Genomic DNA, 24,103 nt, shown 5'->3' on the forward strand with positions numbered 1-24,103 from the left:
GGGATCAGCCCACCTGGCGCGGCAAGCGGGTTGCCAGGAGTGCTGCCACCGCCATCAGCGCCGCCCCCACCACGAACACCACGTCCATCCCGGTCGTGAGCGCCTGGACCCCTGACGCGTGTGACGGTCCCCGCAGAGTGCCGAGCGCGCTCGTGGAACCGCCCGGGCCCTTCGCCTCGTACACCCGGCTCAGCAGGGTGCCGAACAGGGCCGCGCCCAGGGCGTTTCCGAGGGTCTGGAAGAAGCGGGTGCCCGTCGTCGCGACGCCCAGCTGCCGGGGCGGGGCGGCCTGCTGGACGACGAGGACGAGCTGGCCGATGAGTAGGCCGAACCCGACGCCCATCAGGAGCAGTTCGGCCCGGAGCTGCCACAGGCCGGTGGACACCCCGGTGGTCGCCAGTAGGGCCAGGGCCGCCGTCGCCGCCGCCGAACCGGCCAGGACGAACGACTTCTGGGACCAGCCGCGCGCCGCGAGCCGCTCCGAGGCGAGGCCGACCGCGGTCATGCCGATCGCCATCGGGATGAGATAGAGGCCCGCCGAGGTGGCCTCGATGCCCCGGACGACCTGGAGGTAGATCATCACGTACACCAGGGTGCCCATCATGGCGGCCCCCACCAGCCCCTGGATGGCGAAGCCGAGCCGCACCGCGGGGACCTTGAACATCGACAGCGGCAGGATCGGTTCGGCCGCCGTGGTCTGGCGGCGCAGGAACAGCGCCAGGGACACCGCGCTCGTCGCCGCGAGGCCGAGGATCTGCGGCGAGGACCAGGCGTAGTCCTTGCCGCCCCACTCCGTCATCAGCAGCAGGGACACCGAGAACGCCGCCGCGAGCACCGCGCCCGCGTAGTCGATCCGGTGGCGTACCGGCGTGACCGGCAGCCGGAGCACCACGGCCGCCGCGACCAGTACGGCGATGCCGACCGGCAGGTTGACGTAGAAGATCCAGCGCCAGTCGGCGTGGTCCGCGAGCGTGCCGCCGAGCCACGGGCCGAGCGCCATCCCGGCCCCGGCCACGATCCCGCCGATGCTGCCGCCCTTGCCGCGCCCGCCGCCCGCGCCGCCGTTGCCAGGGGTCTGGAGCTGGGCGAGGACCACTATGGTCACGCTCATCAGGCCGCCGCCGCCGACGCCCTGCACGGCGCGGGCCGCGATGAGTTGGCCCATGGACTGCGCGGCCCCGCACAGCGCCGAGCCGAGCAGGAAGGTGGCGATGGCGCCGACGAACACCTTCTTGGCGCCGATGGTGTCGCACAGCTTCCCGTACAGCGGCAGCACCGCCGCCGAGGCGAGCGCGAACGCGCTGATCAGCCACGGGATCTTGTCCACCCCGTGCACCGGGTCCAGGTCCCGGACGATCGGGACGGTCGCGGCCGACACGATGTTGGTGTCGAGCACCGCGAGCAGGATCGTCACCAGGCAGACGGCGGACGCGATCTTCGTACGGGCCGGGGACATCGGGGTGGCGGTGGCGGGGTCCGGGCTGCGGGTCGGCGGGACCGTTCGCGCCGGTTCGGGCATGGCGTCGGGCATGGCTTCAGGCATGGCTGTGCTCGGGGTTCTGGACATGGTGGCTCCCCCTCCGGGGCGTCGGTCGGGCGGTCGGCCGGTACGGGCCGAACGCCTGGTCGTCGTCTCCGGCACCACTGTGGAGCACTTACCTATACTCAGTCAACATTTAATCCGGGATAAAATTTCATCCTGATACAGTGATGGGTATGGCGGAGTACGAGGAGTCGTCCGCGCCGGCCGGTCTCGGCCTGCGGGAGCGCAAGAAGTGGCAGACCCGGAACCGGCTCATGGCCACGGCCGTGGAGCTCTTCACCGAGCGGGGGTTCGACAAGGTCTCGGTGGCGGAGATCGCCGATGCGGCAGACGTGTCGAAGATGACCGTCTTCAACCACTTCGGCAGCAAGGAGGACCTGGCGCTGGGGCCGGTGGAGGAGCACACCGACGACGTGGTGCGCGCTGTCCGCGAGCGGGCCCCCGGGGACTCCGTGACCACGGCGGTGCGCCGCCACTACCTGGCGGCGGTGGAGGCCCGCGACCCCGCCGTGGGCCTCTGCGACCAGCCGCTGGTCGTCAAGCTGCTGCGGCTCATCATGGAGACCCCGGTGCTGTTGACCCGGGCCCACGCGGCACTCGTACGCAGCTCCGACCTGGTGGCGGAGGCGCTCCACGAGGAGACCGGGGATCCGGTGCTCGCGCGGGTCGCGGCGGCCCAGCTGATGGGGACGCGCGCGACGCTGATCAGCGAGAATCATCGGCGGCTGTTGTCCGGTGAACCGGCCGAACGGATCGTCCCGGACGCGGTGCGGTTGGCTGGGCGGGCGTTCGACCTGGTGGAGTTCGGCCTGGGCGACTACGCGACGAGGCCGAACCCGACGTAACGGCTCCACCCGGTGCGCTCCCGGGCCGGCGGCCGCCCATGCGTCTTCCCCGCGCCACTTCTCTGCCCGGTGTTCGTCTGCGGCCCGGCGGTCGGCTGGTCGCGCAGTTCCCCGCGCCCCTGACCCCCTGTTCGTCTGCGGGCCGTGGTGGGCTGGTCGCGCAGTTCCCCGCGCCCCTAGGTAGTTAGGGGCGCGGGGAACTGCGCGCTCAGCCACAGACAACCCGCAGACAACATCCGGCCCCGAAGGGGCGCGAGGAACTGCGCGACCAGCCACCCACCGTCCCGCAGTCGAAGTCCGGGCCGATAGGGGCGCGGGGAACTGCGCGAGCAACCCACCACCGGCCCGCACACGAACCCCGGGCCGAACAGGGGCGCGGGGAACTGCGCGAGCAACCCACCACCGGCCCGCACACAACCCCCGGGCCCCACACCCCCCGCCCCCGCCCCCCCCATAAGCTCCCCCCATGCCCCCCGCCAAAAAGCGCCCCCGCACCTACGACCCGGTGAAGATCCGCCCCGCCGTCCTCGGGCAGTTCGCGCACGTGCGGCGCGCCGTGGCGGCGCTCGGGCCCGATGTCCTGGCGCGGCCGACCCGGCTCGCGGGCTGGACCGTGCACGACCTCGCCGCCCACCTCGCGGAAGCCGTGGACGTGGTCGCCCGCACCCTGGCCGAGCCGCAGCCGGCCCCCGCCCGCCCGGATCTCTCCCTGCTGGAGTGGCCGTTCGCCGAGGCAGTACACCCCACCGGCCCCCCGAAGGACGCCCACCCGGACCTCGGCCCGCTCTACGACGACATCGCCGCCCGCACCGCGCGCCTCCTGCCCGAGGCTCAGGACGCCCGGCTCGTGACGACCCCCGTCGGCACCATGGCCCTCGCCGACTGCCTGGTCACCCGTACGGTCGAGCTCTGCGTCCACACCGATGACCTGAACGACGCCGTCCCCGGCCTCGGCATCCCGTACGAGCGACAGGCGCTCGCCGCCTGCACCCGGCTGCTCGCCGACGCGCTCGCGGTGAAGGCTCCGGGCGGCTCGGTGGAGGTGCGCGTCCCGCCGTACGCGGTGGTGCAGTGCGTCGAGGGGCCCCGCCACACCCGGGGCACGCCCCCGAACGTCGTCGAGACCGACCCCCTCACCTGGCTCCGGCTCGCCACCGGCCGCCGGACATGGGCGGAGGAGGTGGACGCGGCCCGGGTCTCGGCCAGCGGCGAGCGGGCGGACCTCTCCGGGCTCCTGCCGCTTCTCCCCCGGGACCGGGAGAAGAAGGAGTGAAGGCAGGCAGGGTCGAGTGAAGCAGCCATGAAGTGGGTCAGGAAGCGGCTCGCGCGCCGACGCGACCAGCAGGTCGAACTCCAGCGGGGCATCCAGCGGCCATGAAGCGGTCGTGAAGCGGTCGTGAAACGGCCATCAATCGGTCGTGGAGTGGTCGTGCAGGTGGTCGTATGGCTACGGCACGTGACACGCCCGGTCCCCCCGTCCCCGCCCCTCGCGCGACCTCCGTCACATTCCCCGGACGCCCCGCTTCCGGGGCATTTCCCGCCCTGCGGGGAAAACCCCTGCTCCACCCCGTCCGGCAGATGCCACAAACCGCCCACCACCCTCCTCTCGTCCGTATCCCCAATTCGGACCAGTGGTCGATCTCGCCTACACTCGAAGGCGTGCCACGTGGTGACGGTCGACTCAATCATGATCTGCTCCCCGGCGAGAAAGGCCCCCAGGACGCTTGCGGCGTCTTCGGCGTCTGGGCTCCGGGTGAAGAGGTCGCCAAGCTCACTTACTTCGGGCTTTACGCCCTCCAGCATCGGGGCCAGGAATCCGCGGGAATCGCGGTCAGCAACGGCTCCCAGATCCTCGTCTTCAAGGACATGGGACTGGTCTCCCAGGTCTTCGACGAGACCTCCCTCGGTTCCCTCCAGGGCCATATCGCGGTCGGTCACGCCCGCTACTCGACCACCGGTGCCTCCGTGTGGGAGAACGCGCAGCCGACGTTCCGGGCGACCGCCCACGGCTCGATCGCGCTCGGCCACAACGGCAACCTGGTGAACACCGCCCAGCTGGCGGAGATGGTCGCCGACCTGCCCAAGGAGAACGGTCGCGCGACCCAGGTCGCCGCCACCAACGACACCGACCTCGTCACCGCCCTGCTCGCGGGGCAGACCGACGACGACGGCAAGCCCCTGACCGTGGAGGAGGCGGCCGCCAAGGTCCTTCCCCAGGTGCAGGGCGCGTTCTCGCTGGTCTTCATGGATGAGCAGACGCTCTACTGCGCCCGTGACCCGCAGGGCATCCGCCCGCTGGTGATCGGCCGCCTGGAGCGCGGCTGGGTGGTCGCCTCGGAGACCGCCGCCCTCGACATCTGCGGCGCCAGCTTCGTCCGCGAGATCGAGCCGGGCGAGCTCGTCGCCATCGACGAGAACGGTCTGCGCACCTCTCGATTCGCAGAAGCGAAGCCCAAGGGCTGTGTCTTCGAGTACGTGTACCTGGCCCGCCCCGACACCGACATCGCCGGGCGGAACGTCTACCTCTCCCGCGTGGAGATGGGGCGGAAACTCGCCAAGGAAGCACCGGCCGAGGCCGACCTGGTGATAGCGACTCCCGAGTCCGGCACCCCCGCCGCCATCGGCTACGCGGAGGCCAGCGGCATTCCGTACGGCTCGGGCCTGGTCAAGAACGCCTACGTCGGGCGCACCTTCATCCAGCCCTCGCAGACCATCCGCCAGCTGGGCATCCGCCTCAAGCTGAACCCGCTGAAGGAAGTCATCCGCGGCAAGCGCCTGGTGGTCGTGGACGACTCGATCGTCCGCGGCAACACCCAGCGCGCGCTGGTGAAGATGCTCCGCGAGGCCGGGGCCGCCGAGGTCCACATCCGGATCTCCTCGCCGCCGGTCAAGTGGCCGTGCTTCTTCGGCATCGACTTCGCGACCCGCGCCGAGCTGATCGCCAACGGGATGACGATCGAGGAGATCGGCACCTCGCTCGGCGCCGACTCCCTCGCGTACATCTCCACGGACGCGATGATCGAGGCGACCACCATCCCCAAGGACAACCTCTGCCGCGCCTGCTTCGACGGGGTCTACCCGATGGAGCTCCCGGACCCCGAGCTGCTCGGCAAGCAGCTCCTGGAGACCGAGCTCGCGGCCGGTCCCGCCGCCACGGCCGCGGCCGACGCGCTGCGCCGCCCGTAGGCGCCCGCACGAACCCTGCAGTACGACACGAAAGTTCTCCAGAGCCATGTCATCTGCTGAATCCACTGGTGCCAGCTACGCAGCCGCGGGCGTCGACATCGAGGCGGGCGACCGCGCGGTCGAGCTGATGAAGGAGTGGGTGAAGAAGACCAAGCGCCCCGAGGTGCTCGGCGGCCTCGGCGGTTTCGCCGGACTCTTCGACGCCTCCGCCCTCAAGCGCTACGAGCGTCCGCTGCTCGCCTCGGCCACCGACGGCGTCGGTACCAAGGTCGACCTCGCCCGCCGCCTCGGCGTGTACGACACGATCGGGCACGACCTGGTCGGCATGGTCGTGGACGACCTCGTGGTCTGCGGCGCCGAGCCGCTGTTCATGACCGACTACATCTGCGTCGGCAAGGTGCACCCCGAGCGGGTCGCCGCCATCGTGAAGGGCATCGCCGAGGGCTGTGTCCTCGCGGGCTGCGCGCTGGTCGGCGGCGAGACCGCGGAGCACCCGGGCCTGCTGGGTCCGGACGACTTCGACGTCGCGGGCGCCGGCACCGGCGTGGTCGAGTACGACCAGCTGCTCGGCGCCGATCGCATCCGCACGGGTGACGTCGTCATCGCCATGGCGTCCTCCGGACTTCACTCGAACGGGTACTCACTCGTCCGGCACGTGCTCTTCGACCGGGCGAAGATGTCGCTGGAGAGCCACATCGAGGAGTTCGGCCGGACCCTGGGCGAGGAGCTCCTGGAGCCGACCAAGATCTACTCGCTGGACTGCCTGGCCCTCACCCGTACCACCGAGGTGCACGGTTTCAGCCATGTCACCGGTGGCGGCCTCGCCAACAACCTGGCTCGGGTCATCCCCGACCACCTGCACGCCGTGGTCGACCGCTCGACCTGGGCGCCGGGCGCGGTCTTCGACCTGGTGGGCACGGCCGGCAAGGTCGAGCGGCTGGAGCTGGAGAAGACGCTGAACATGGGCGTCGGCATGATCGCGATCGTCCCCGAGGGCTCGGTGGACGTGGCCCTGACGACGCTGGCGGACCGGGGCGTGGACTCCTGGGTGGCCGGCCGGATCACCGAGCGCGGCGGCCGCGCGACCGGTGCCGAGCTCACCGGCGACTACGCCCGGTAATTCCCGCGGACAGCACAGAACCCGGTCCGGAGCGTGAGCTCCGGACCGGGTCGGTACTGCCTTGAGCAGCTAAAACGATTGCTGCGAAAAGCCGAAGGCCCTGAAAGACGAGCGCGCGTCAAGCACCGCGCCGCTGGGACGACGGACCGGACTCCTCGTCCTCGTCGTCGTCCTCGTTGTACAGCTCCGCATAGCGGGCGTACGGGTCGTCTTCCTCGTCGTCGTCCTCGAACGGCTCGCCATTCGGCGGCTGATTCGAGATCGGCTGCGAAGTCGATGCGCCCAGCTCGTTGGCCAGACGCGACAGGTCAGTCCCGCCGCTGCTGTACTTCAGCTGGCGGGCGACCTTCGTCTGCTTGGCCTTTGCCCGGCCGCGCCCCATGGCTCGACCCCCTCGGTGACGGGGCTCGACGGCCCCAGAGTCTTGACACGCGTTCATGGTTCGGAGCGGGCTCTCCGTGGAGAGACCGTGTCCGTAGGGCTTCAACGGTACCTGCTTCCGCGGCCATACGGTACGCCGCCCGCATGACGTGCCACTTCACAGAACCCGCAAGGAGCCCTTTCCTCGCTGGTCAACCGCGATTTTAACCTCTTCTCGGCGTCCGACCCGCCGACCGGCGTGAGTCTTGTCTCCCCGGTCGCCGGATCGGACGCCGCAGGCGTCAGCGTCGACGCGCCTCGGCCATGCGCTGCTCGGCGATCCGGTCGGCCGCGGCGGCAGGCGGAATCCCGTCTTCCTTCGCACGTGCGAATATGGCCAGCGTGGTGTCGAAGATCTTCGCGGCCTTCGCCTTGCAGCGGTCGAAGTCGAAGCCGTGCAGCTCGTCGGCGACCTGGATCACGCCACCGGCGTTGACCACGTAGTCGGGCGCGTAGAGGATCGCGCGGTCCGCGAGGTCCTTCTCCACACCCGGGTGCGCCAGCTGGTTGTTGGCCGCGCCGCACACGATCTTCGCGGTGAGGACCGGCACGGTCGTGTCGTCGAGCGCGCCGCCCAGGGCGCACGGGGCGTAGATGTCCAGCCCCTCCACCCGGATCAGGGCGTCCGTGTCGGCGACCGCGGTGACGCTGCCCGGGTGCTTGGCGAGGACGCGGCGCACCGACTCCTCGCGCACATCGGTGATCACGACCTCGGCGCCGTCCGCCACCAGGTGCTCCACCAGGTAGTGGCCCACCTTGCCGACGCCCGCGACGCCGACCTTGCGCCCGCGCAGCGTCGGGTCGCCCCACAGGTGCTGGGCGCTGGCGCGCATGCCCTGGAAGACACCGAACGCGGTGAGCACGGAGGAGTCGCCCGCGCCGCCGTTCTCGGGGGAGCGCCCGGTCGTCCACCGGCACTCGCGCGCCACCACGTCCATGTCGGCCACATAGGTGCCGACGTCGCACGCCGTCACATAGCGGCCGCCGAGCGAGGCCACCATCCGCCCGTAGGCGAGCAGGAGTTCCTCGCTCTTGTCGGTCTCGGGGTCACCGATGATCACGGCCTTGCCGCCGCCGTGGTCGAGGCCGGCCATGGCGTTCTTGTACGACATGCCGCGCGAGAGGTTGAGCGCGTCGGCGACGGCCTCGGCCTCACTGGCGTAGGGGTAGAAGCGCGTTCCGCCGAGGGCCGGGCCCAGGGCGGTGGAGTGGATGGCGATGACGGCCTTGAGGCCCGTGGCGCGGTCCTGGCACAGCACGACCTGTTCGTGTCCGCCCTGGTCCGATCGGAACAGGGTGTGCAGAACATCCGCTGAGCTGACGGCGTCGCCGGTCACATCGGTCACGGTGGTGACTCCCAAGTACGAAGCGGCGTTTTGCGGTCCGCCTGTGGGTGGGGCGGGCCGCGTCGCGGCCCGCCCGGGGCCGCGCTGGGAGCAGAGTAAGTCCTACGCGCGCGTAGATCAGGCGCAGTGCCGAGGATCACCCTCCCGTCCGTGAACGCGTGGGACGATGCGACCCATGGCGGTGGTGTCCTCGGTGATCGTCCCGTACGCGTCCTATCTGCGGGTGTACGAGCCGCTGGCCGCCTTCCCCGAAGCGGAGCGCGCCCACTGGGCGCGGTACGCGGAGCGCGGGCGCACCCCCGACGCCCAGGACGAACACCGGCGCGCGCTGGCGGATCTGGTGCCGACGCCGCCGGTGGCGGTGCCGGTCCACGAGAGCGCGGACGCCTTCGTGGCCGAGGTGGACGGGGTGGTGTGCGTCTGCCCGTGGCGGACCCGGCTGCGCGGCTGGCAGGCGCTGGAGGTGCTGGCGGACCAGTTCCCGGCGCCGGTGCTGGACGCGCTGCTGCCGCCGGTGGTGCGCCGGCAGGCGGCGGCGGACTACGAGCGGTGGCGGGAGGCGAACCCGGACGCCCGGCCGTGGATCCTCACGGCGGTCTGGCATGTTCCTGTGAGCTGGTTCACAGTCTTTTCGGACGAAGACAGGGAGTATGTCCGGGCGGAGGGCGGAGCGGCGCCCGTGCTGCGCTACCGCACCCCGATGGTCCAGGCCCGCCGCCGCCTCGCGTGGGCGCTGCGGACGCTGCGCGACCACCTCGACGAGGGTCCTCTGACGGAGGGGCTGGTCGACGTGGGGCGCTGGCTGGAGGAGTTCCACCCCCGCTCGCTGGTCGAGCTGGACTACGGCGGGCTCGTGCACGCCCTGCCGCGGGCCCGGCTGGAGGAGGACCGCTCGGCGGCCGACGTGGCCGAGGGGATCGCCGCGCTGCGGGCCGGGGACGGCGCGGGGGCGGCGAGGGCGTACGAACGCTTCACGGAGCGCTGGCGGACCGTACGGGAGCGCCGGATGGCGAACTGACGGCCTGTCGGACTGAGGAAGCGTCCGAACGCGCCGTGCGCTTCCCCGTTCGGGTGAGCGCTCTCGTACGCCTGAGTGACATGTTCGGGCGGGTGCTCGGGACGTAGGTCCTGATCCGGGCCTTTGCCTCAAGCGTGATGGACCGCACTTACTGGGCCCTTGCGTCGATCCCCCACCCTCGTGCCAAAATAGGACAAGGAGTCCGGAGAGGGCTCCTTCCGTCCAACTATGGGCGGATTGCTTGGTATTGCCTGCTATGAGGGGTCTGATGACTCCTGATCGCTCTGTGACTGATCGTCACTGTGGCGTGACTGTCCGCTATGGCATGGTCCATCGGCTTCCGTCGCTGATGAACACCTGGGAGGGCAATTCCATCGGTTTGGCCGACGTGGCTGGACAGATGGTGTAGTTGTAGTGCCGAGGACAAGCCGTTCGTCCTATAACCGACTCGGCTCGCGTCCGCCATTTCGGGCAACGCGGGTCAAGGTGCAGAATTTAGAGGAAAGAACCGAGAAGGTTCGGTTCTCCCGAGGAGGCCGCTCATGACCGCTCGCACCCCTGATGCCGAGCCGCTGCTGACCCCGGCTGAGGTTGCCACGATGTTCCGCGTGGACCCGAAGACGGTCACCCGCTGGGCGAAGGCGGGCAAGCTCACGTCCATCCGCACGCTGGGTGGACACCGCCGGTACCGCGAAGCAGAGGTCCGTGCGCTGCTTGCGGGTATTCCGCAGCAGCGTAGCGAGGCCTGAACAACACCCCGATAACGGGCATTCCGGGGCCCCCACCCCGGCCGCCCACCCCATAGCTCCACTGACGCCCTGCCCGCCCCAACGGGCTCGCCGTCATCGGCCGCGCTGGACTCCGCCGGGTCCAGCGCGGTCTTTTTTATGTCCCGGTCCGGGACTGTCCGGGCCGTCTGGGGGTACTTCGAGGGGCAACCCCGGCGCCCTCCGAGGGGTGGTGCAATTGCACATATTAAATTGGGGGGTTGTAGGCACGGCGTAAGTTCCCCGGTTCCCAAAACTTGTTCGGTGACTCCCGTCACACCCTTGGGAGGCCTCTCAGGGGAGAGCCTGCCACCGCCGGGGGGCCGGCCAACCCGCCGTCGGTCACCGCTCGGCGGGACTTTCGTCCTCGGCCGGGGCGGTGCGGGGCGGGGTCTCTCCCGGCGTCTCGGGGAGGGCGAGAAGGGGGTCGGGCTCGGCGGAGGGCTCCATGGCGAGCCGCAGGAGGCGCGAGCAGACGGGACAGTGGCGAGTGACGTGCCGATAGCCGCTCGCGGCCGACAGATGGGCGCGCAGCAGCGCCCGTGTCTCGTGCCTCGCGGACGACGCCTTCATGCGCCACCTCCGGAGTGGGGCCCGCTGTGCCTCCTCCTTGGGTACCGGCGCCGGATGACCGCGTCAAGACGGCCGGAAACGCCAAGTGGGCCCGGATCCTTGCGGATCGGGCCCACTTGTCGCAGGGGTGAACAGCATCGAAGCCCGCATCCACGAGGGATGCGGGCTTCGAATTCACTGCGGTCCTGACGGGATTTGAACCCGCGGCCTCCACCTTGACAGGGTGGCGAGCACTCCAAACTGCTCCACAGGACCAGGTTTCGCAGCCTGCGCTTGCTCCTTGGCTGCGAGAGAGACTCTACAGCAGGTCAGCTGGTCAGGTCGAACTCACTCAGGGCGATGGGGCCGTCACGGGGTTCCCGAGGCGTCGGCCGCGGCGTTCCTCACGGGGCCGCCGCGTCGATGGCCTTCACGATCCGCTTGTCCGAGACCGGGAACGCCGTGCCCAGCGCGTGCGCGAAGTAGCTCACCCGCAGCTCCTCGATCATCCAGCGGATGTCCAGGACCTCCCGCGGCACCGGCCGCCCCTGCGGCATCTGCTCCAGGAGCCAGGCGTACTCGTCCTGCATCTCGTGGACCTTCTCCATGCGCGTGGTGTCGCGCTGCACCGACGTCGGCATCTGCTGGAGCCGCCGGTCCACCGCCACCAGATAGCGCATCAGGTCCGGCAGCCGCCGCAGCCCCGTCAGGGTCACGAACCCGGCCGGCATCAGCGCCGCCAGCTGCTCCCGTACGTCCTGGAGGTTGTTGATCAGGACCAGGCTGTTGGTGGCCTTCAGACGGCGCTCACAGGCCTGCCAGGCGGCCAGGATCTGCTGGACCTGCCCGACCGTCCGTACGGTCGCGTCCACGAGGTCCGCGCGCACCTTGTCGAAGAGCTTGCGGAAGGCCTCCTCGTCCCACGCCGGGCCCCCGTGGTCCGCGATCAGCTTGTCGGCGGCGGCCGTGGCGCAGTCGTCGAAGAGCGCCTGCACCGAGCCGTGCGGATTGCGGGACAGGGCGAGCTTCTGCTGGTTCGTCAGCTTGTCCGAGGCGAACTTCGCCGGGTTCACCGGGATGTTCAGCAGGATCAGCTTCCGGGTGCCCCGCCACATCGCCTGCTGCTGCTCGGCCTCGGTGTCGAAGAGCCGTACGGAGACGCTCTCGCCGGAGTCCACCAGCGCCGGGTAGGCCTTCACCGGCTGCCCCGCGCGCTTGGTCTCGAAGACCTTCGTCAGGGTGCCGATCGTCCAGTCGGTCAGGCCCGTGCGCTCGATGGAGACACCGCCGGAGGGGGCGGCCGCGGCGGCGGCCTGGGAGAGCGCCTGGCGGGCCTTGGGGCGCAGCTGGAGCTTGAGCGCCTCCAGGTCCTTGTCCTCGGCCAGCTTGCGGCGCCGCTCGTCGACGATCCGGAACGTGATCTTCAGGTGGTCCGGGACGCGCGTCAGGTCGAAGTCCTCGGCCGTGACCGGCACCCCGACCATCCGCTGGAGCTCGCGCGCCAGTGTCACCGGCAGCGGCTCCTGCAACGGCACCGCGCGCTCCAGGAACTTCGTCGCGAAGTTGGGCGCGGGCACGTAGTGGCGGCGGATCGGCTTGGGCAGCGAGCGGATGAGCTCGGTGACGACCTCCTCGCGCAGGCCCGGGATCTGCCAGTCGAAGCCCTCGTCGGTGACCTGGTTGAGGACCTGGAGCGGGACGTGGACGGTGACGCCGTCCGCGTCCGCGCCCGGCTCGAACTGGTAGGTGACCTTGAACTTGAGCCGGCCCTGGCGCCAGTTGTCCGGATAGTCGTCCTTGGTGACGGCGAGCGCCGACTCCCGGATGAGCATCTCCCGCTCGAAGTCCAGGAACTCCGGCTCCTCGTGGCGCTTGTGCTTCCACCAGGAGTCGAAGTGCGCGCCCGACACCACGTGTTCGGGCACCCGCTGGTCGTAGAAGTCGAAGAGCGTCTCGTCGTCCACCAGGATGTCGCGGCGCCGCGCCCGGTGCTCCAGCTCCTCGACCTCGGTCAGCAGCTTGCGGTTGTCGGCGAAGAACTTGTGGTGGGTGCGCCAGTCGCCCTCGACCAGCGCGTTGCGGATGAACAGCTCGCGCGAGGCCTCCGGGTCGATCCGGCCGTAGTTCACCTTGCGGTTGGCGACGATCGGCACGCCGTACAGCGTCACCCTCTCGTACGCCATCACCGCGGCCTGGTCCTTCTCCCAGTGCGGCTCGCTGTAGGTGCGCTTGACCAGGTGCTGGGCGAGCGGCTCGATCCACTCGGGCTCGATCTTCGCGTTGACCCGGGCCCACAGCCGCGAGGTCTCCACGAGCTCGGCCGACATCAGGACCTTGGGCTGCTTCTTGAAGAGCGCCGAGCCCGGGAAGACGGCGAACTTGGCGTTGCGGGCGCCCAGGTACTCGTTCTTGTCGGTGTCCTTGAGCCCGATGTGGGAGAGCAGACCGGCGAGCAGGGAGGTGTGCACCGACTGCTCCGGGGCGTCCTCCTCGTTGAGGTGGATGCCCATGGTCTTGGCGACCGTGCGCAGCTGGGAGTAGATGTCCTGCCACTCCCGGATGCGCAGGAAGTTCAGGTACTCCTGCTTGCACATCCGGCGGAAGCTGGAGGAGCCGCGCTCCTTCTGCTGCTCGCGCACGTACCGCCACAGGTTGAGGAAGGCGAGGAAGTCGCTGGTCTCGTCCTTGAAGCGGGCGTGCTGCTGGTCGGCCTGCTGCTGCTTGTCGGAGGGGCGCTCGCGGGGGTCCTGAATCGAGAGCGCGGCCGCGATGACCATGACCTCGCGGACACAGCCGTTCTTGTCGGCCTCCAGGACCATCCGGGCCAGGCGCGGGTCGACCGGCAGCTGCGCCAGCTTGCGGCCCATCGGGGTGAGCCGCTTGCGGGGGTCCTTCTCCGCCGGGTCCAGCGCGTGCAGCTCCTGGAGGAGCTGGACGCCGTCGCGGATGTTGCGGTGGTCCGGCGGGTCGATGAACGGGAACTTCTCGATGTCGCCGAGCCCGGCCGCGGTCATCTGGAGGATGACGGAGGCCAGGTTGGTACGGAGGATCTCCGGGTCGGTGAACTCGGGCCGGGAGAGGAAGTCGTCCTCGGAGTAGAGCCGGATGCAGACGCCGTCGCTGGTCCGGCCGCAGCGGCCCTTGCGCTGGTTGGCGCTGGCCTGCGAGATCGCCTCGATGGGGAGGCGCTGCACCTTGGTGCGGTGGCTGTAGCGGGAGATACGGGCGGTGCCGGGGTCGATGACGTACTTGATGCCCGGCACGGTCAGGGACGTCTCGGCGACGTTGGTGGCGAGCACGATCCTGCGCCCGGTGTGCTGCTGGAAGACGCGGTGCTGCTCGGCGTGGCTCAGGCGCGCGTACAGCGGGAGCACCTCGGTGGACCGGAGGTTCCTCTTGTTGAGGGCGTCCGCCGTGTCGCGGATCTCGCGCTCCCCGGAGAGGAAGACCAGGATGTCGCCGGGACCCTCCGCCTGGAGCTCGTCGACGGCGTCGCAGATCGCGGTGATCTGGTCCCGGTCGGCGTCCGCCGCGTCTTCGTCGGCCTCTTCCAGCAGGGGGCGGTAGCGCACCTCGACCGGATACGTACGCCCGCTGACCTCGACGATGGGCGCGTCCCCGAAGTGGCGCGAGAAGCGCTCGGGATCGATGGTCGCCGAGGTGATCACGACCTTGAGGTCGGGGCGCCTGGGCAGCAGCTGGGCCAGATAGCCCAGCAGGAAGTCGATGTTCAGGGACCGCTCGTGGGCCTCGTCGATGATGATCGTGTCGTAGGCGCGCAGCTCGCGGTCGGTCTGGATCTCGGCGAGCAGGATGCCGTCCGTCATCAGCTTCACGAAGGTCGCGTCCGGGTCGACCTGGTCGGTGAAGCGGACCTTCCAGCCGACCGCCTCGCCGAGCGGGGTCTTCAGCTCGTCCGCGATACGGTCCGCGACCGTACGGGCGGCGATCCGGCGGGGCTGGGTGTGCCCGATCATGCCGCGCACGCCCCGGCCCAGCTCCATGCAGATCTTCGGGATCTGGGTGGTCTTGCCGGAGCCGGTCTCACCCGCGACGATCACGACCTGGTGGTCCCGTATCGCCTCCAGGATCGCGTCCTTCTTCTGGCTGACCGGGAGCTGTTCGGGGTACGTGACCTCGGGCACGCGGGAGGCCCGCCGGGCGACGCGCTCGGCGGATTTCGCGGCCTCGGCGGCGATCTCGTCGAGCACGGCCTGCCGGGCGTCGGGCTTCTTGATACGGCGTGCGCCGTCCAGACGGCGGCCGAGCCGATGGGCGTCACGCAGGGAGATCTCGGCCAGCAGGGTCTGGAGATCGGCAAAGGAAGTAGACATACCTGCTTCAGGATCTCACCCGCCGCGCGGCAGTGGCGAACGCATTTCGGAAGGGGCCCGCCCCGCCCGTACCATTTCGGGCATGTCCCGCACCGCAGCCCCGCACCGCCGCCTCGCGGCCGTGCTGCTGATGGTGCTCGGCCTGGCGACGGTGCTGCTGTGCGGGCCGTCCCCGGCGGCGGCCTCCCCAACCGAGGCCCCGCACACCCGGATCTCCGCGCCCCTGGACCGCTCGCCCGGCTGTGAGCAGGGCGGCAAGCAGGACCGGGGCGGCGACCCGGCCGCGCCCGTGCGGGCCCGCACCGCCTGCGACCAGGCCCCGGCCCTGGGGGAGCGGCTCGCCCCCGCGGCCCTCGCCACGCGGGCCGCGGAGCACCGCGACCCGCCGGTACGCGGCCCCGCGCTCTGCGCGCCCACCCCCGTCGAGCTCTCCGTACTGAGGGTCTAGACGGCCGGTCCTTCGACCGGCCGTCCCTTTCCCCTTCCTTTTCCGCCGCCCTCTCGCGGTGGCGGTACGTACACGGAGACCCGTATGTCCAAGCCCCAGGGCACCCCTGCGCCCAAGCCCAAGTCCAAGCCCAAGTCCACGTCCAGGCCCCGGTCCGCCTCCGGCCCGAGGTCCAGGAAGCCCTTCGTGATCGGGGCGGCCGTCGTCGCGGCGGCGGCCCTCCTCGGGGCCGTCTCGTACGGCGCGAATTCTTCCGGCGACGGTCGCGGGAGCGCCTCCGCCGAGGCGGTCGAGCCGCCCGCCGGGACCTTCCCCGAGCTGGAGAAGCTGGCCCGGCGCGACCACGGCGACGCGCTGGCCCAGGGCCGCCCGGACGCGCCCGTCGTGCTCATCGAGTACGCCGACTTCAAGTGCTCCTACTGCGGAAAGTTCGCCCGGGACACCGAGCCCGCGCTGGTGAAGAAGTACGTCGACGCCGGGACGCTGCGCATCGAGTGGCGCAACATGCCGATCTTCGGTGCGGAGTCGGAGGCGGCGGCGCGGGCGGCCTGGGCGGCCGGGCGGCAGGGCCGCTTCTGGCAGTTCCACACGGCCGCCTACGCCCATGGCTCCAAGGAGAAGGGCTTCGGCAAGGACCGGCTGCGCGAGCTGGCGAAGGAGGCGGGCGTGGGCGACCTCGACCGCTTCGCCCGGGACGCCGACAGCGAGGCGGCGAAGGCGTCGGTGAAGAAGGACCAGGACGAGGCGTACTCGCTGGGCGCGAGCTCCACGCCGTCGTTCCTGGTCAACGGCCGCCCGCTGGCCGGCGCCCAGCCGCTGGACACCTTCGCGCGGGCGGTCGACGAGGCCGCGAAGTACCGGGCCGCCCGCACCGCCGCCTCGAAGGACGCCGCGAAGTGACCCCGGACATCGGTTATCTCGCCGCGTTCCTGGGCGGGCTGCTGGCGCTGCTCAGCCCGTGCAGCGCCCTGCTGCTGCCGGCCTTCTTCGCGTACTCGATCGACTCCGCCTCCCGGCTACTGGCCCGCACCGGCCTCTTCTACGCGGGCCTGGCCACCACCCTGGTCCCGCTGGGCGCGGCGGGCTCGTACGCCGGCCGCCTCTTCTACGGCCACCGCGACCAGCTGGTCCTCTTCGGCGGCTGGCTGATCATCGCGCTCGGCGCCGCCCAGATCCTCGGCATGGGCTTCGCCAGCCGCCGGATGACCGAGCTGTCCGGCCGCATCCGCCCGACCACGGCAGCCTCCGTCTACGCCCTGGGCGCGGTCTACGGGCTCGCGGGCTTCTGCGCCGGACCCATCCTCGGCAGCGTCCTCACCGTGGCGGCGGTCAGCGGCAGCCCGGCCTACGGAGGGCTGCTCCTGGCGGTGTACGCGCTGGGCATGGCGGCCCCGCTGTTCCTGCTCGCGCTGCTGTGGGAGCGCTTCGGGCTCGGCCGCCGCCGCTGGCTGCGCGGCCGGGCGGTACGGCTCGGCCGCTTCGAGCTGCACACCACCTCGCTGCTCTCGGGCCTGTTCTTCATGGTCCTGGGCGGCCTGTTCCTGGCGTTCGACGGGGCCACGGCGCTGCCCGGGCTGCTGGACGTCGACGACTCGTACGCGGCCGAGCAGTGGGCCCGCTCGGTCGGCGACGCCGTTCCGGACTGGGCGCTGCTGGTGGCCGTGGTGGCGACGGTCGCGCTGGTCCTCGGCGTACGGGGTCTGCGGGCGCGGCGGCGCGAGGCGGCGCGGAGGAGTTGAGCACAAGGAAGGCCCCGTCCAGGGGACGGGGCCTTCCGGTTGTGGCTGGGGCCGGGGTCGAACCGGCGACCTATCGCTTTTCAGGCGATCGCTCGTACCAACTGAGCTACCCAGCCACGGTGTTTCACGTGAAACACCAGCGGTCCTGACGGGATTTGAACCCGCGGCCTCCACCTTGACAGGGTGGCGAGCACTCCAAACTGCTCCACAGGACCATGCAATGTGCGAGCACTAGTCTCGCACACGGTGATGCGTGCCCCCAACGGGATTCGAACCCGTGCTACCGCCTTGAAAGGGCGGCGTCCTGGGCCACTAGACGATGAGGGCTAAGGGCCCACCTGGGCGCTTCGCAGCGCGTCGGGGACGTGAGAAGCATATGGGATGGAAGGAGCTATCGCCAAAACGGTTTCCCGGCGGCCCGTCGGTGCCCCCGCGCGGGCCCTTGGGGCGGCCCGGACCCGGGCCGGGGGCGCGCGCCCGGGGCGTCTCCGCGCCCCATGCGTGACAATGGCCGCGTGCTGGAGATGACGCGCGAGGAGTTCGAGGAACTGGTCGCCGAGGCGCTGGACCGCATCCCGCCGGAGCTGACGCGGCTGATGGACAACGTCGCCGTGTTCGTCGAGGACGAGCCCGCCACCGACGACCCCGAGCTGCTCGGGCTCTACGAGGGGACCCCGCTCACCGACCGCGGCGAGTGGTACGCCGGTGTGCTCCCCGACCGGATCACCATCTACCGGGGCCCCACCCTGCGGATGTGCGAGTCCCGGGAGGACGTGGTCGCCGAGACCGAGGTCACCGTCGTCCACGAGATCGCCCACCACTTCGGCATCGATGACGAGCGGCTGCACGCCCTGGGCTACGGGTGAGCGCGCCCGAGCGGCCGGAGGCGATCGACCCGGACGTCGACCTCCACGTTCCCGCCCAGCGCGCCGAGACGGCCGGCGGGGCGAAGTGGCCGGTGCTCGCGGTGATCTCGGCGGGCGGGGCGCTGGGGGCGAGCGCCCGGTACGGCCTGGCGCTGGCCTGGCCGGTGCACGGCGGCGGCTTCCCCTGGTCGACCCTGCTGGTCAACGTCCTGGGCTGCGCCCTCATCGGCCTGCTGATGCCGCTGATCGGCGAGGGCGGGCGCGGCGCCCACCCGCTGGCGCGGCCGTTCCTCGGGGTCGGGGTGCTCGGCGGCTTCACCACCTTCTCGACCTACGCCGTGGAGGTCGCCCGGCTCCTCGCCCGGCAGCAGCCGGGCCTCGCGGCGGCCTACGCGGCCGGGACGCTCCTCGGCGCGCTCGGCGCGGTGTGCCTGGCGGCGGGGGCGACCCGGCGGGTGCTGGCCGCGCGGACCGGGGCGGAGCGGGTGGCGCGGACATGACGTGGCTCCTGGTGATCGTGGGCGCGGCCGTCGGCGCGCCGCTGCGGTACGTGACCGACCGCGCGGTGCAGGCCCGCCACGACTCGGTGTTCCCCTGGGGAACGTTCGTCGTCAACGCGGCCGGAAGCCTGCTGCTCGGCGCGCTCGCGGGCGCGACCGCCTCCTCCGGTACGTACGCGCTGCTCGGCACCGGGCTCTGCGGCGCGCTCACCACGTACTCGACGTTCTCCTACGAGACGCTCCGGCTGGCCGAGCGGGGGTGGCGGTTCCTCGCGGCCGCGAACGTGGCGGCGTCGGTGCTGGTCGGGCTCGGCGCGGTCTTCCTCGGGGCGGGGCTCACCGGCGGCACACCGGCGTAAAGGCCCGTCTTCGAGCCCCCGCCCGCGCCCCGGCGCGCCCGGTGCGTGCGCCCTCCGGGCGGACGGCGGAGGTGCGCGGACCGGCGCCAACACGACCGGGTCCGCCCCGACCTGATCGGGTGGGACCGGATTCGCCACCGCGGGACCACCCGTCGGAATCCCGTTCGTACCGGCGGCGCCCCGGGCGTGTCCCCGGCAGGGGAAAGGGAGTTGGTCAGGGCGACCCTGCCCCGCCCGCGCTCCGGAGGCCCCCCGTGCGCCAGTTGCCCGCCCCCGCCCGTCTGGCCGTGACCGCCCTGGTGGTCGCGGCGTCGGCGGGCTGCATGAGTGTGAGGGACGACGGAAAGGCTCCAAAGCCGTCGGTGTCGGTCGGGCGCGACGGAGCGGTGGTCGAGTCGGAGGGGGTCGCCGCGGTCTCCGCCGGGGGCGGCAAGGGGCGCTCCGGCAAGCACGGCGCCAAGCCGTCCCCGGGCGCGTCCTCGGCCGCAAGCCCGAGCGGTTCGGCGCCCGGCGCGCCCGCCGTCTCGCCCGGCGGCCGCCCCCGGGCCCAGAACCCGGCTCCGCCCGGCGGCGGCAGCGCGGGCGGCCCCTCCGCGCCCCCGCCGCACCCCTCCCCGCCGCCGGCCTCGCCGAGCCCGCCCGCGCCCCCCACGAGCCAGCCGCCGCCGGACCCGCCGGTGACCCCGAAGCCGAGCGACTCGCCGTCCGCCTCCCCGGCCGCCGACACCCGCACCACGGCCCTGCGCGACCTCGGGGGGAGCCCGGCCTCACGGGCCGAACCGGCGGCGTCTCCGCAGGTCGGGCCGGTGTAGCGGGGGCGGGGGAGGGGCGATGTGAGGTGGATCGCAAGGGAGCGGTTTGCGCTCCTGCGGGGGGAGTGCGTATGGTGGTAGATCGTTTGATCCCATTGCCCGGCGCCGACACAGAAGAGCGCCGTGTGGCGCGTACTCTCCCTAGCCGTGGCTGACCGCATCGAGGCGGTCGAATTGCGAATCACGGAGTTGACGGGCGCGTGCCGAGACTCCGGAAGGTTTCGCATTTCGCATGTCCATTTCCAGTACTGACAACACCGTCATGCCCGAGAACGACGAGATCGTCGTCGCCGAGGCCGTCGTCACCCAGGCCCCCGAGGTCACCGAGACCGCCGAGGTCGTCGAGGTCCTCGCCGCGGGCGAGGCCGTCGAGGCCCAGTCCGCCGACGTCACCGAGGCCGCCGAGCCGACCGTCACCTTCGCGGACCTCGGTCTGCCCGAGGGCGTCGTGCGCAAGCTCGCCCAGAACGGTGTGACCAGCCCCTTCCCGATCCAGGCCGCGACCATTCCGGACGCCCTGGCCGGCAAGGACATCCTCGGCCGTGGCCGCACCGGCTCCGGCAAGACCCTCTCCTTCGGTCTGCCGACCCTGGCGCAGCTCACCGGCGGCCACACCGAGAAGAAGAAGCCCCGCGCGATCATCCTCACGCCGACGCGTGAGCTCGCGATGCAGGTCGCGGACGCCCTCCAGCCGTACGGTGACGTGCTCGGCCTGAAGATGAAGGTCGTCTGCGGCGGCACCTCGATGAGCAACCAGATCTACGCCCTGGAGCGCGGCGTCGACGTCCTCGTCGCCACCCCGGGCCGTCTGCGCGACCTCATCAACCGCGGCGCCTGCTCGCTCGCCAACGTCCAGGTCGCCGTCCTCGACGAGGCCGACCAGATGTCCGACCTGGGCTTCCTGCCCGAGGTCACCGAGCTGCTCGACCAGATCCCCGGCGGCGGCCAGCGCATGCTCTTCTCCGCCACCATGGAGAACGAGATCTCCACCCTGGTCAAGCGCTACCTGACGAACCCCGTCACGCACGAGGTCGACAGCGCGCAGGGCAACGTCTCGACGATGACCCACCACGTCCTGGTCGTGAAGCCGAAGGACAAGGCGCCGGTCACGGCCGCCATCGCCGCCCGCAAGGGCCGCACGATCATCTTCGTCCGCACCCAGCTGGGCGCGGACCGCATCGCCGAGCAGCTGTGCGAGTCTGGCGTGAAGGCCGACGCGCTGCACGGCGGCATGACCCAGGGCGCGCGCACCCGCGTCCTGGAGGACTTCAAGAAGGGCTACGTCAACGCCCTCGTCGCCACCGACGTCGCCGCCCGCGGCATCCACGTCGACGGCATCGACCTGGTCCTCAACGTGGACCCGGCCGGTGACCACAAGGACTACCTGCACCGCTCGGGCCGTACCGCCCGCGCCGGCAAGTCCGGTGTCGTCGTGTCGCTGTCGCTGCCGCACCAGCGCCGCCAGATCTTCCGGCTGATGGAGGACGCGGGCGTCGACGCCTCGCGCCACATCATCCAGAGCGCCGGCGCGTTCGACCCGGAGGTCGCCGAGATCACCGGCGCCCGTTCGCTGACCGAGGTCCAGGCCGACTCCGCGAACAACGCCGCCAAGCAGGCCGAGCGCGAGGTCGCCGAGCTCACCAAGGAGCTGGAGCGTCTGACGCGCCGCGCCGCCGAGCTCCGCGAGGAGGCCGACCGCCTGGTCGCCCGCTCCGCCCGTGAGCGCGGTGAGGACCCGCAGGCCGCCGTCGCCGAGGTGGCCGTGGCCGCCGAGGCCGAGGTCGCCGCCGCCGTGGTGGCCGCCGAGCCGGTCGCCCAGGAGCGCCCGTACGAGCGCCGTGACGACCGGGGCAACTTCGGCCGTCGTGACGACCGCGGGGACCGTGGCGACCGTGGTGGCTTCCGCCGCGACGACCGCCGTGACGACAACCGTGGTGGCGGGTTCCGTCGCGACGACCGTCCCTCGGGCGGTTTCAACCGTGACCGCAACGACCGTGGCTTCGAGCGTCGTGACGACAACCGTGGTGGCGGGTTCCGTCGCGACGACCGTCCGTCCGGTGGCTTCAACCGTGACCGCAACGACCGTGGCTTCGAGCGCCGTGACGACCGCCCCTCGGGCGGCTTCAACCGCGACCGCAACGAGCGGGACAACCGTGGTGGCGGCTTCCGTCGCGACGACCGTCCCTCGGGCGGTTTCAACCGTGACCGCAACGACCGTGGCTTCGAGCGCCGTGACGACAACCGTGGTGGCGGCTTCAACCGCGACCGCAACGAGCGTCCCACCGGCGGCGGCTTCCGCTCCGGTGGCGGCGACCGCCCGTTCAACCGCGACCGCAACGACCGTCCCTCGGGCGGCTTCCGCTCCGGCGGCACCGGTGACCGTCCCTACGGCCGCCGTGACGACCACCGCGGTGGCACCGGTACCGGCACGAACACCGGCTCCTTCGGCCGCCGCGACGACAAGCCGCGCTGGAAGCGCAACGGCTGATCCGTCGACTGAGTGAGTGAAGGGCCCGTACGGCACCCCAGGGGTGCGGTACGGGCCCTTCCGCATACCGGGGCTTCTTTGGGCCGGAGGTGGCGCATGCCGGCCCTCCCGCGAGGGAATCGCTGGGGGCATGACAAGCGACGCGGGTACGAATCCGGACGCCCACGGGGCGCCGGAGGATCTCGGTCCGGCGGGCGGCGGCGCGGTGCACACGACCGGCGCGGCGACGTCCGACGAAGAGCGGCTGGCACAGCTCGGCTACACCCAGGTGCTGGCCCGCCGGATGTCCGGCTTCGCCAACTACGCCGTCTCGTTCACCATCATCTCGGTACTCTCCGGCTGTCTGACGATGTACGCGTTCGGCATGAACACCGGCGGCCCGGCCGTGATCACCTGGGGCTGGGTCGGGGTGGGCCTGATGACGCTGCTGGTCGGCCTGGCGATGGCCGAGATCTGCTCGGCGTACCCGACCTCGGCGGGCCTGTACTTCTGGGCCCACCGCCTCGCGCCGGAGCGCGGCGCCGCGGCCTGGGCCTGGTTCACGGGCTGGTTCAACGTGCTGGGCCAGGTCGCGGTGACGGCCGGGATCGACTTCGGCGCGGCGTCGTTCCTGGGCGCGTATCTGAACCTCCAGTGGGACTTCGGGGTGACCCCGGGCCGTACGATCGCGCTCTTCGCGGCGATCCTGCTCCTGCACGGCCTGCTGAACACCTTCGGCGTACGGATCGTGGCGCTCCTCAACAGCGTGAGCGTGTGGTGGCACGTGCTGGGCGTGGCGGCGATCGCGGGCGCGCTGGCGTTCGCCCCGGACCACCACCGCTCCACCGCGTTCGTCTTCACCCACTACGTGAACAACACGGGCTGGGGCAGCGGCCTCTACGTCGGCTTGCTCGGCCTGCTGATGGCCCAGTACACCTTCACCGGCTACGACGCCTCCGCGCACATGACGGAGGAGACCCACGACGCGGCGACGGCGGGCCCACGCGGGATCGTGCGCGCGATCTGGACGTCGTGGATAGCGGGCTTCGTGCTCCTCCTCGGCTTCACCTACGCCATCCAGTCCTACGACGACGAGCTCGGCTCGGCGACCGGCGCGCCCCCGGCCCAGATCCTCCTGGACGCGTTGGGGGCGACGGCGGGCAAGCTCCTGCTGCTCGTCGTGATCGGGGCGCAGCTGTTCTGCGGGATGGCGTCGGTGACGGCCAACTCCCGCATGATCTACGCGTTCTCGCGCGACGGCGCGCTTCCGTTCTCCCGCGTCTGGCACTCGGTGAGCCCCCGCACCCGCACCCCGGTGGCGGCGGTGTGGCTGGCGACGGTGGGCGCGCTGGCGCTGGGCCTGCCGTATCTGATCAACGTGACGGCTTACGCGGCGGTGACATCGATCGCGGTGATCGGCCTGTACATCGCGTATGTGATCCCGACGCTGCTGAGGCTGATCAAGGGCGACGCGTTCACGCCGGGCCCCTGGCACCTGGGCCGCTGGTCCCGCCCGGTCGGTGTGGCGGCGGTGGCCTGGGTGGCGCTGATCACGGTCCTGTTCATGCTGCCGCAGCTGTCCCCGGTGACGTGGGAGAACTTCAACTACGCGCCGGTGGCGGTGCTGGTGGTGCTGGGCTTCGCGACGGCGTGGTGGGCGGCCTCGGCCCGCCACTGGTTCCTGCGCCCGCCGGCCCCGCTCCCCACTGCCGCACCCGCGCCGCTCCCCACCGAAGCGCCGGACTCCGGTCCCCGCTGATACGCCCGCCCACGCCGTCCGA

General features: G+C 71.4%; 20 protein-coding genes and 4 tRNA genes. 15 read left to right on the forward strand and 9 right to left on the reverse strand.

From position 1 onward, the window contains the following. Nucleotides 1-4 precede the first annotated feature (4 nt). Nucleotides 5-1,456: an MFS transporter gene (locus ACZ4MU_RS03930; protein ID WP_467870656.1), complete on the reverse strand. Its 1,452-nt coding sequence runs from the start codon at nucleotides 1,454-1,456 to the stop codon at nucleotides 5-7. 260 nt (nucleotides 1,457-1,716) lie between these two features. On the opposite strand from ACZ4MU_RS03930, the gene ACZ4MU_RS03935 reads away from it, so the two are divergent. From ACZ4MU_RS03935 to purM, 4 genes are all read left to right on the forward strand, one after another. Next, nucleotides 1,717-2,388 (forward strand): TetR/AcrR family transcriptional regulator, encoded by a 672-nt coding sequence (locus tag ACZ4MU_RS03935; protein ID WP_467870479.1) that lies wholly within the window; start codon nucleotides 1,717-1,719, stop codon nucleotides 2,386-2,388. 466 nt (nucleotides 2,389-2,854) lie between these two features. Next, nucleotides 2,855-3,661: a maleylpyruvate isomerase family mycothiol-dependent enzyme gene (locus ACZ4MU_RS03940; protein WP_467870482.1), complete on the forward strand. Its 807-nt coding sequence runs from the start codon at nucleotides 2,855-2,857 to the stop codon at nucleotides 3,659-3,661. A gap of 386 nt (nucleotides 3,662-4,047) precedes the next feature. Next, nucleotides 4,048-5,574: an amidophosphoribosyltransferase gene (gene purF, locus ACZ4MU_RS03945; protein ID WP_467870484.1), complete on the forward strand. Its 1,527-nt coding sequence runs from the start codon at nucleotides 4,048-4,050 to the stop codon at nucleotides 5,572-5,574. 46 nt (nucleotides 5,575-5,620) lie between these two features. Then, on the forward strand, nucleotides 5,621-6,694 hold the full coding sequence (purM, locus tag ACZ4MU_RS03950) for a phosphoribosylformylglycinamidine cyclo-ligase (protein WP_467870486.1): 1,074 nt from the start codon (nucleotides 5,621-5,623) through the stop codon (nucleotides 6,692-6,694). A gap of 118 nt (nucleotides 6,695-6,812) precedes the next feature. Here purM and ACZ4MU_RS03955 read toward each other — a convergent pair whose 3' ends face one another. Then, nucleotides 6,813-7,076, reverse strand: a complete 264-nt coding sequence (locus ACZ4MU_RS03955) for a DUF3073 domain-containing protein (RefSeq protein WP_358836007.1) — start codon at nucleotides 7,074-7,076, stop codon at nucleotides 6,813-6,815. A 280-nt stretch (nucleotides 7,077-7,356) separates the two neighbouring features. Next, nucleotides 7,357-8,460 carry a Leu/Phe/Val dehydrogenase gene (locus tag ACZ4MU_RS03960; protein WP_467870488.1) on the reverse strand — a complete coding sequence of 368 codons (1,104 nt, stop codon included), beginning with the start codon at nucleotides 8,458-8,460 and terminating at the stop codon, nucleotides 7,357-7,359. A 175-nt stretch (nucleotides 8,461-8,635) separates the two neighbouring features. Between ACZ4MU_RS03960 and ACZ4MU_RS03965 the strand changes: the two genes are divergently transcribed. Further along, nucleotides 8,636-9,478 (forward strand): DUF8083 family protein, encoded by an 843-nt coding sequence (locus ACZ4MU_RS03965; RefSeq protein ID WP_467870490.1) that lies wholly within the window; start codon nucleotides 8,636-8,638, stop codon nucleotides 9,476-9,478. Nucleotides 9,479-10,020: 542 nt separating this feature from the next. After that, complete coding sequence (gene bldC / locus ACZ4MU_RS03970) at nucleotides 10,021-10,227, forward strand: developmental transcriptional regulator BldC (RefSeq protein WP_003949541.1); 207 nt, start codon at nucleotides 10,021-10,023, stop codon at nucleotides 10,225-10,227. Nucleotides 10,228-10,587: 360 nt separating this feature from the next. Here bldC and ACZ4MU_RS03975 read toward each other — a convergent pair whose 3' ends face one another. The 3 genes from ACZ4MU_RS03975 to hrpA all read right to left on the reverse strand — a co-directional run bounded on the left by ACZ4MU_RS03975 (nucleotide 10,588) and on the right by hrpA (nucleotide 15,131). Next, on the reverse strand, nucleotides 10,588-10,818 hold the full coding sequence (locus tag ACZ4MU_RS03975; protein WP_467870492.1) for a DUF6274 family protein: 231 nt from the start codon (nucleotides 10,816-10,818) through the stop codon (nucleotides 10,588-10,590). 180 nt (nucleotides 10,819-10,998) lie between these two features. Further along, a tRNA-Asp gene (locus tag ACZ4MU_RS03980) sits at nucleotides 10,999-11,073 on the reverse strand. A 128-nt stretch (nucleotides 11,074-11,201) separates the two neighbouring features. Then, a complete protein-coding gene (hrpA, locus tag ACZ4MU_RS03985; RefSeq protein ID WP_467870495.1) occupies nucleotides 11,202-15,131 on the reverse strand; it encodes an ATP-dependent RNA helicase HrpA in 3,930 nt (1,309 codons plus the stop codon). An 82-nt stretch (nucleotides 15,132-15,213) separates the two neighbouring features. On the opposite strand from hrpA, the gene ACZ4MU_RS03990 reads away from it, so the two are divergent. From ACZ4MU_RS03990 to ACZ4MU_RS04000, 3 genes are all read left to right on the forward strand, one after another. Then, entirely contained in the window at nucleotides 15,214-15,579 is a 366-nt protein-coding gene (locus ACZ4MU_RS03990; protein WP_467870497.1) for a hypothetical protein, read from the forward strand. 84 nt (nucleotides 15,580-15,663) lie between these two features. Further along, nucleotides 15,664-16,479, forward strand: a complete 816-nt coding sequence (locus ACZ4MU_RS03995; protein WP_467870499.1) for a DsbA family protein — start codon at nucleotides 15,664-15,666, stop codon at nucleotides 16,477-16,479. Further along, on the forward strand, nucleotides 16,476-17,318 hold the full coding sequence (locus ACZ4MU_RS04000; protein ID WP_467870501.1) for a cytochrome c biogenesis CcdA family protein: 843 nt from the start codon (nucleotides 16,476-16,478) through the stop codon (nucleotides 17,316-17,318). The genes ACZ4MU_RS03995 and ACZ4MU_RS04000 overlap by 4 nt, the downstream gene beginning before the upstream one ends. Before the next feature lie 42 nt (nucleotides 17,319-17,360). Here the strand turns inward: ACZ4MU_RS04000 and ACZ4MU_RS04005 are convergent. The 3 genes from ACZ4MU_RS04005 to ACZ4MU_RS04015 form a co-directional block, all read right to left on the reverse strand. Then, nucleotides 17,361-17,434, reverse strand: a tRNA-Phe gene (locus tag ACZ4MU_RS04005). A gap of 24 nt (nucleotides 17,435-17,458) precedes the next feature. Further along, nucleotides 17,459-17,533: transfer RNA gene (locus tag ACZ4MU_RS04010), tRNA-Asp, on the reverse strand. A gap of 39 nt (nucleotides 17,534-17,572) precedes the next feature. Further along, nucleotides 17,573-17,645 (reverse strand) — tRNA-Glu (locus ACZ4MU_RS04015). A 188-nt stretch (nucleotides 17,646-17,833) separates the two neighbouring features. On the opposite strand from ACZ4MU_RS04015, the gene ACZ4MU_RS04020 reads away from it, so the two are divergent. The 6 genes from ACZ4MU_RS04020 to ACZ4MU_RS04045 all read left to right on the forward strand — a co-directional run bounded on the left by ACZ4MU_RS04020 (nucleotide 17,834) and on the right by ACZ4MU_RS04045 (nucleotide 24,081). Further along, a complete protein-coding gene (locus ACZ4MU_RS04020; protein WP_358836015.1) occupies nucleotides 17,834-18,184 on the forward strand; it encodes a metallopeptidase family protein in 351 nt (116 codons plus the stop codon). Next, a complete protein-coding gene (locus ACZ4MU_RS04025; RefSeq protein ID WP_467870504.1) occupies nucleotides 18,181-18,684 on the forward strand; it encodes a fluoride efflux transporter FluC in 504 nt (167 codons plus the stop codon). Before ACZ4MU_RS04020 ends, ACZ4MU_RS04025 begins: the two co-directional genes overlap by 4 nt. Then, nucleotides 18,681-19,043: a fluoride efflux transporter FluC gene (locus ACZ4MU_RS04030; protein WP_467870506.1), complete on the forward strand. Its 363-nt coding sequence runs from the start codon at nucleotides 18,681-18,683 to the stop codon at nucleotides 19,041-19,043. Before ACZ4MU_RS04025 ends, ACZ4MU_RS04030 begins: the two co-directional genes overlap by 4 nt. Nucleotides 19,044-19,297: 254 nt before the next feature. Further along, nucleotides 19,298-19,855: a hypothetical protein gene (locus tag ACZ4MU_RS04035; protein WP_467870507.1), complete on the forward strand. Its 558-nt coding sequence runs from the start codon at nucleotides 19,298-19,300 to the stop codon at nucleotides 19,853-19,855. 232 nt (nucleotides 19,856-20,087) lie between these two features. After that, complete coding sequence (locus tag ACZ4MU_RS04040) at nucleotides 20,088-22,343, forward strand: DEAD/DEAH box helicase (RefSeq protein WP_467870510.1); 2,256 nt, start codon at nucleotides 20,088-20,090, stop codon at nucleotides 22,341-22,343. A 130-nt stretch (nucleotides 22,344-22,473) separates the two neighbouring features. Continuing rightward, nucleotides 22,474-24,081, forward strand: a complete 1,608-nt coding sequence (locus tag ACZ4MU_RS04045) for an amino acid permease (protein WP_467870512.1) — start codon at nucleotides 22,474-22,476, stop codon at nucleotides 24,079-24,081. The last annotated feature ends 22 nt before the right edge of the window (nucleotides 24,082-24,103 follow it).

Source organism: Streptomyces sp. NPDC026377, assembly GCF_055567715.1.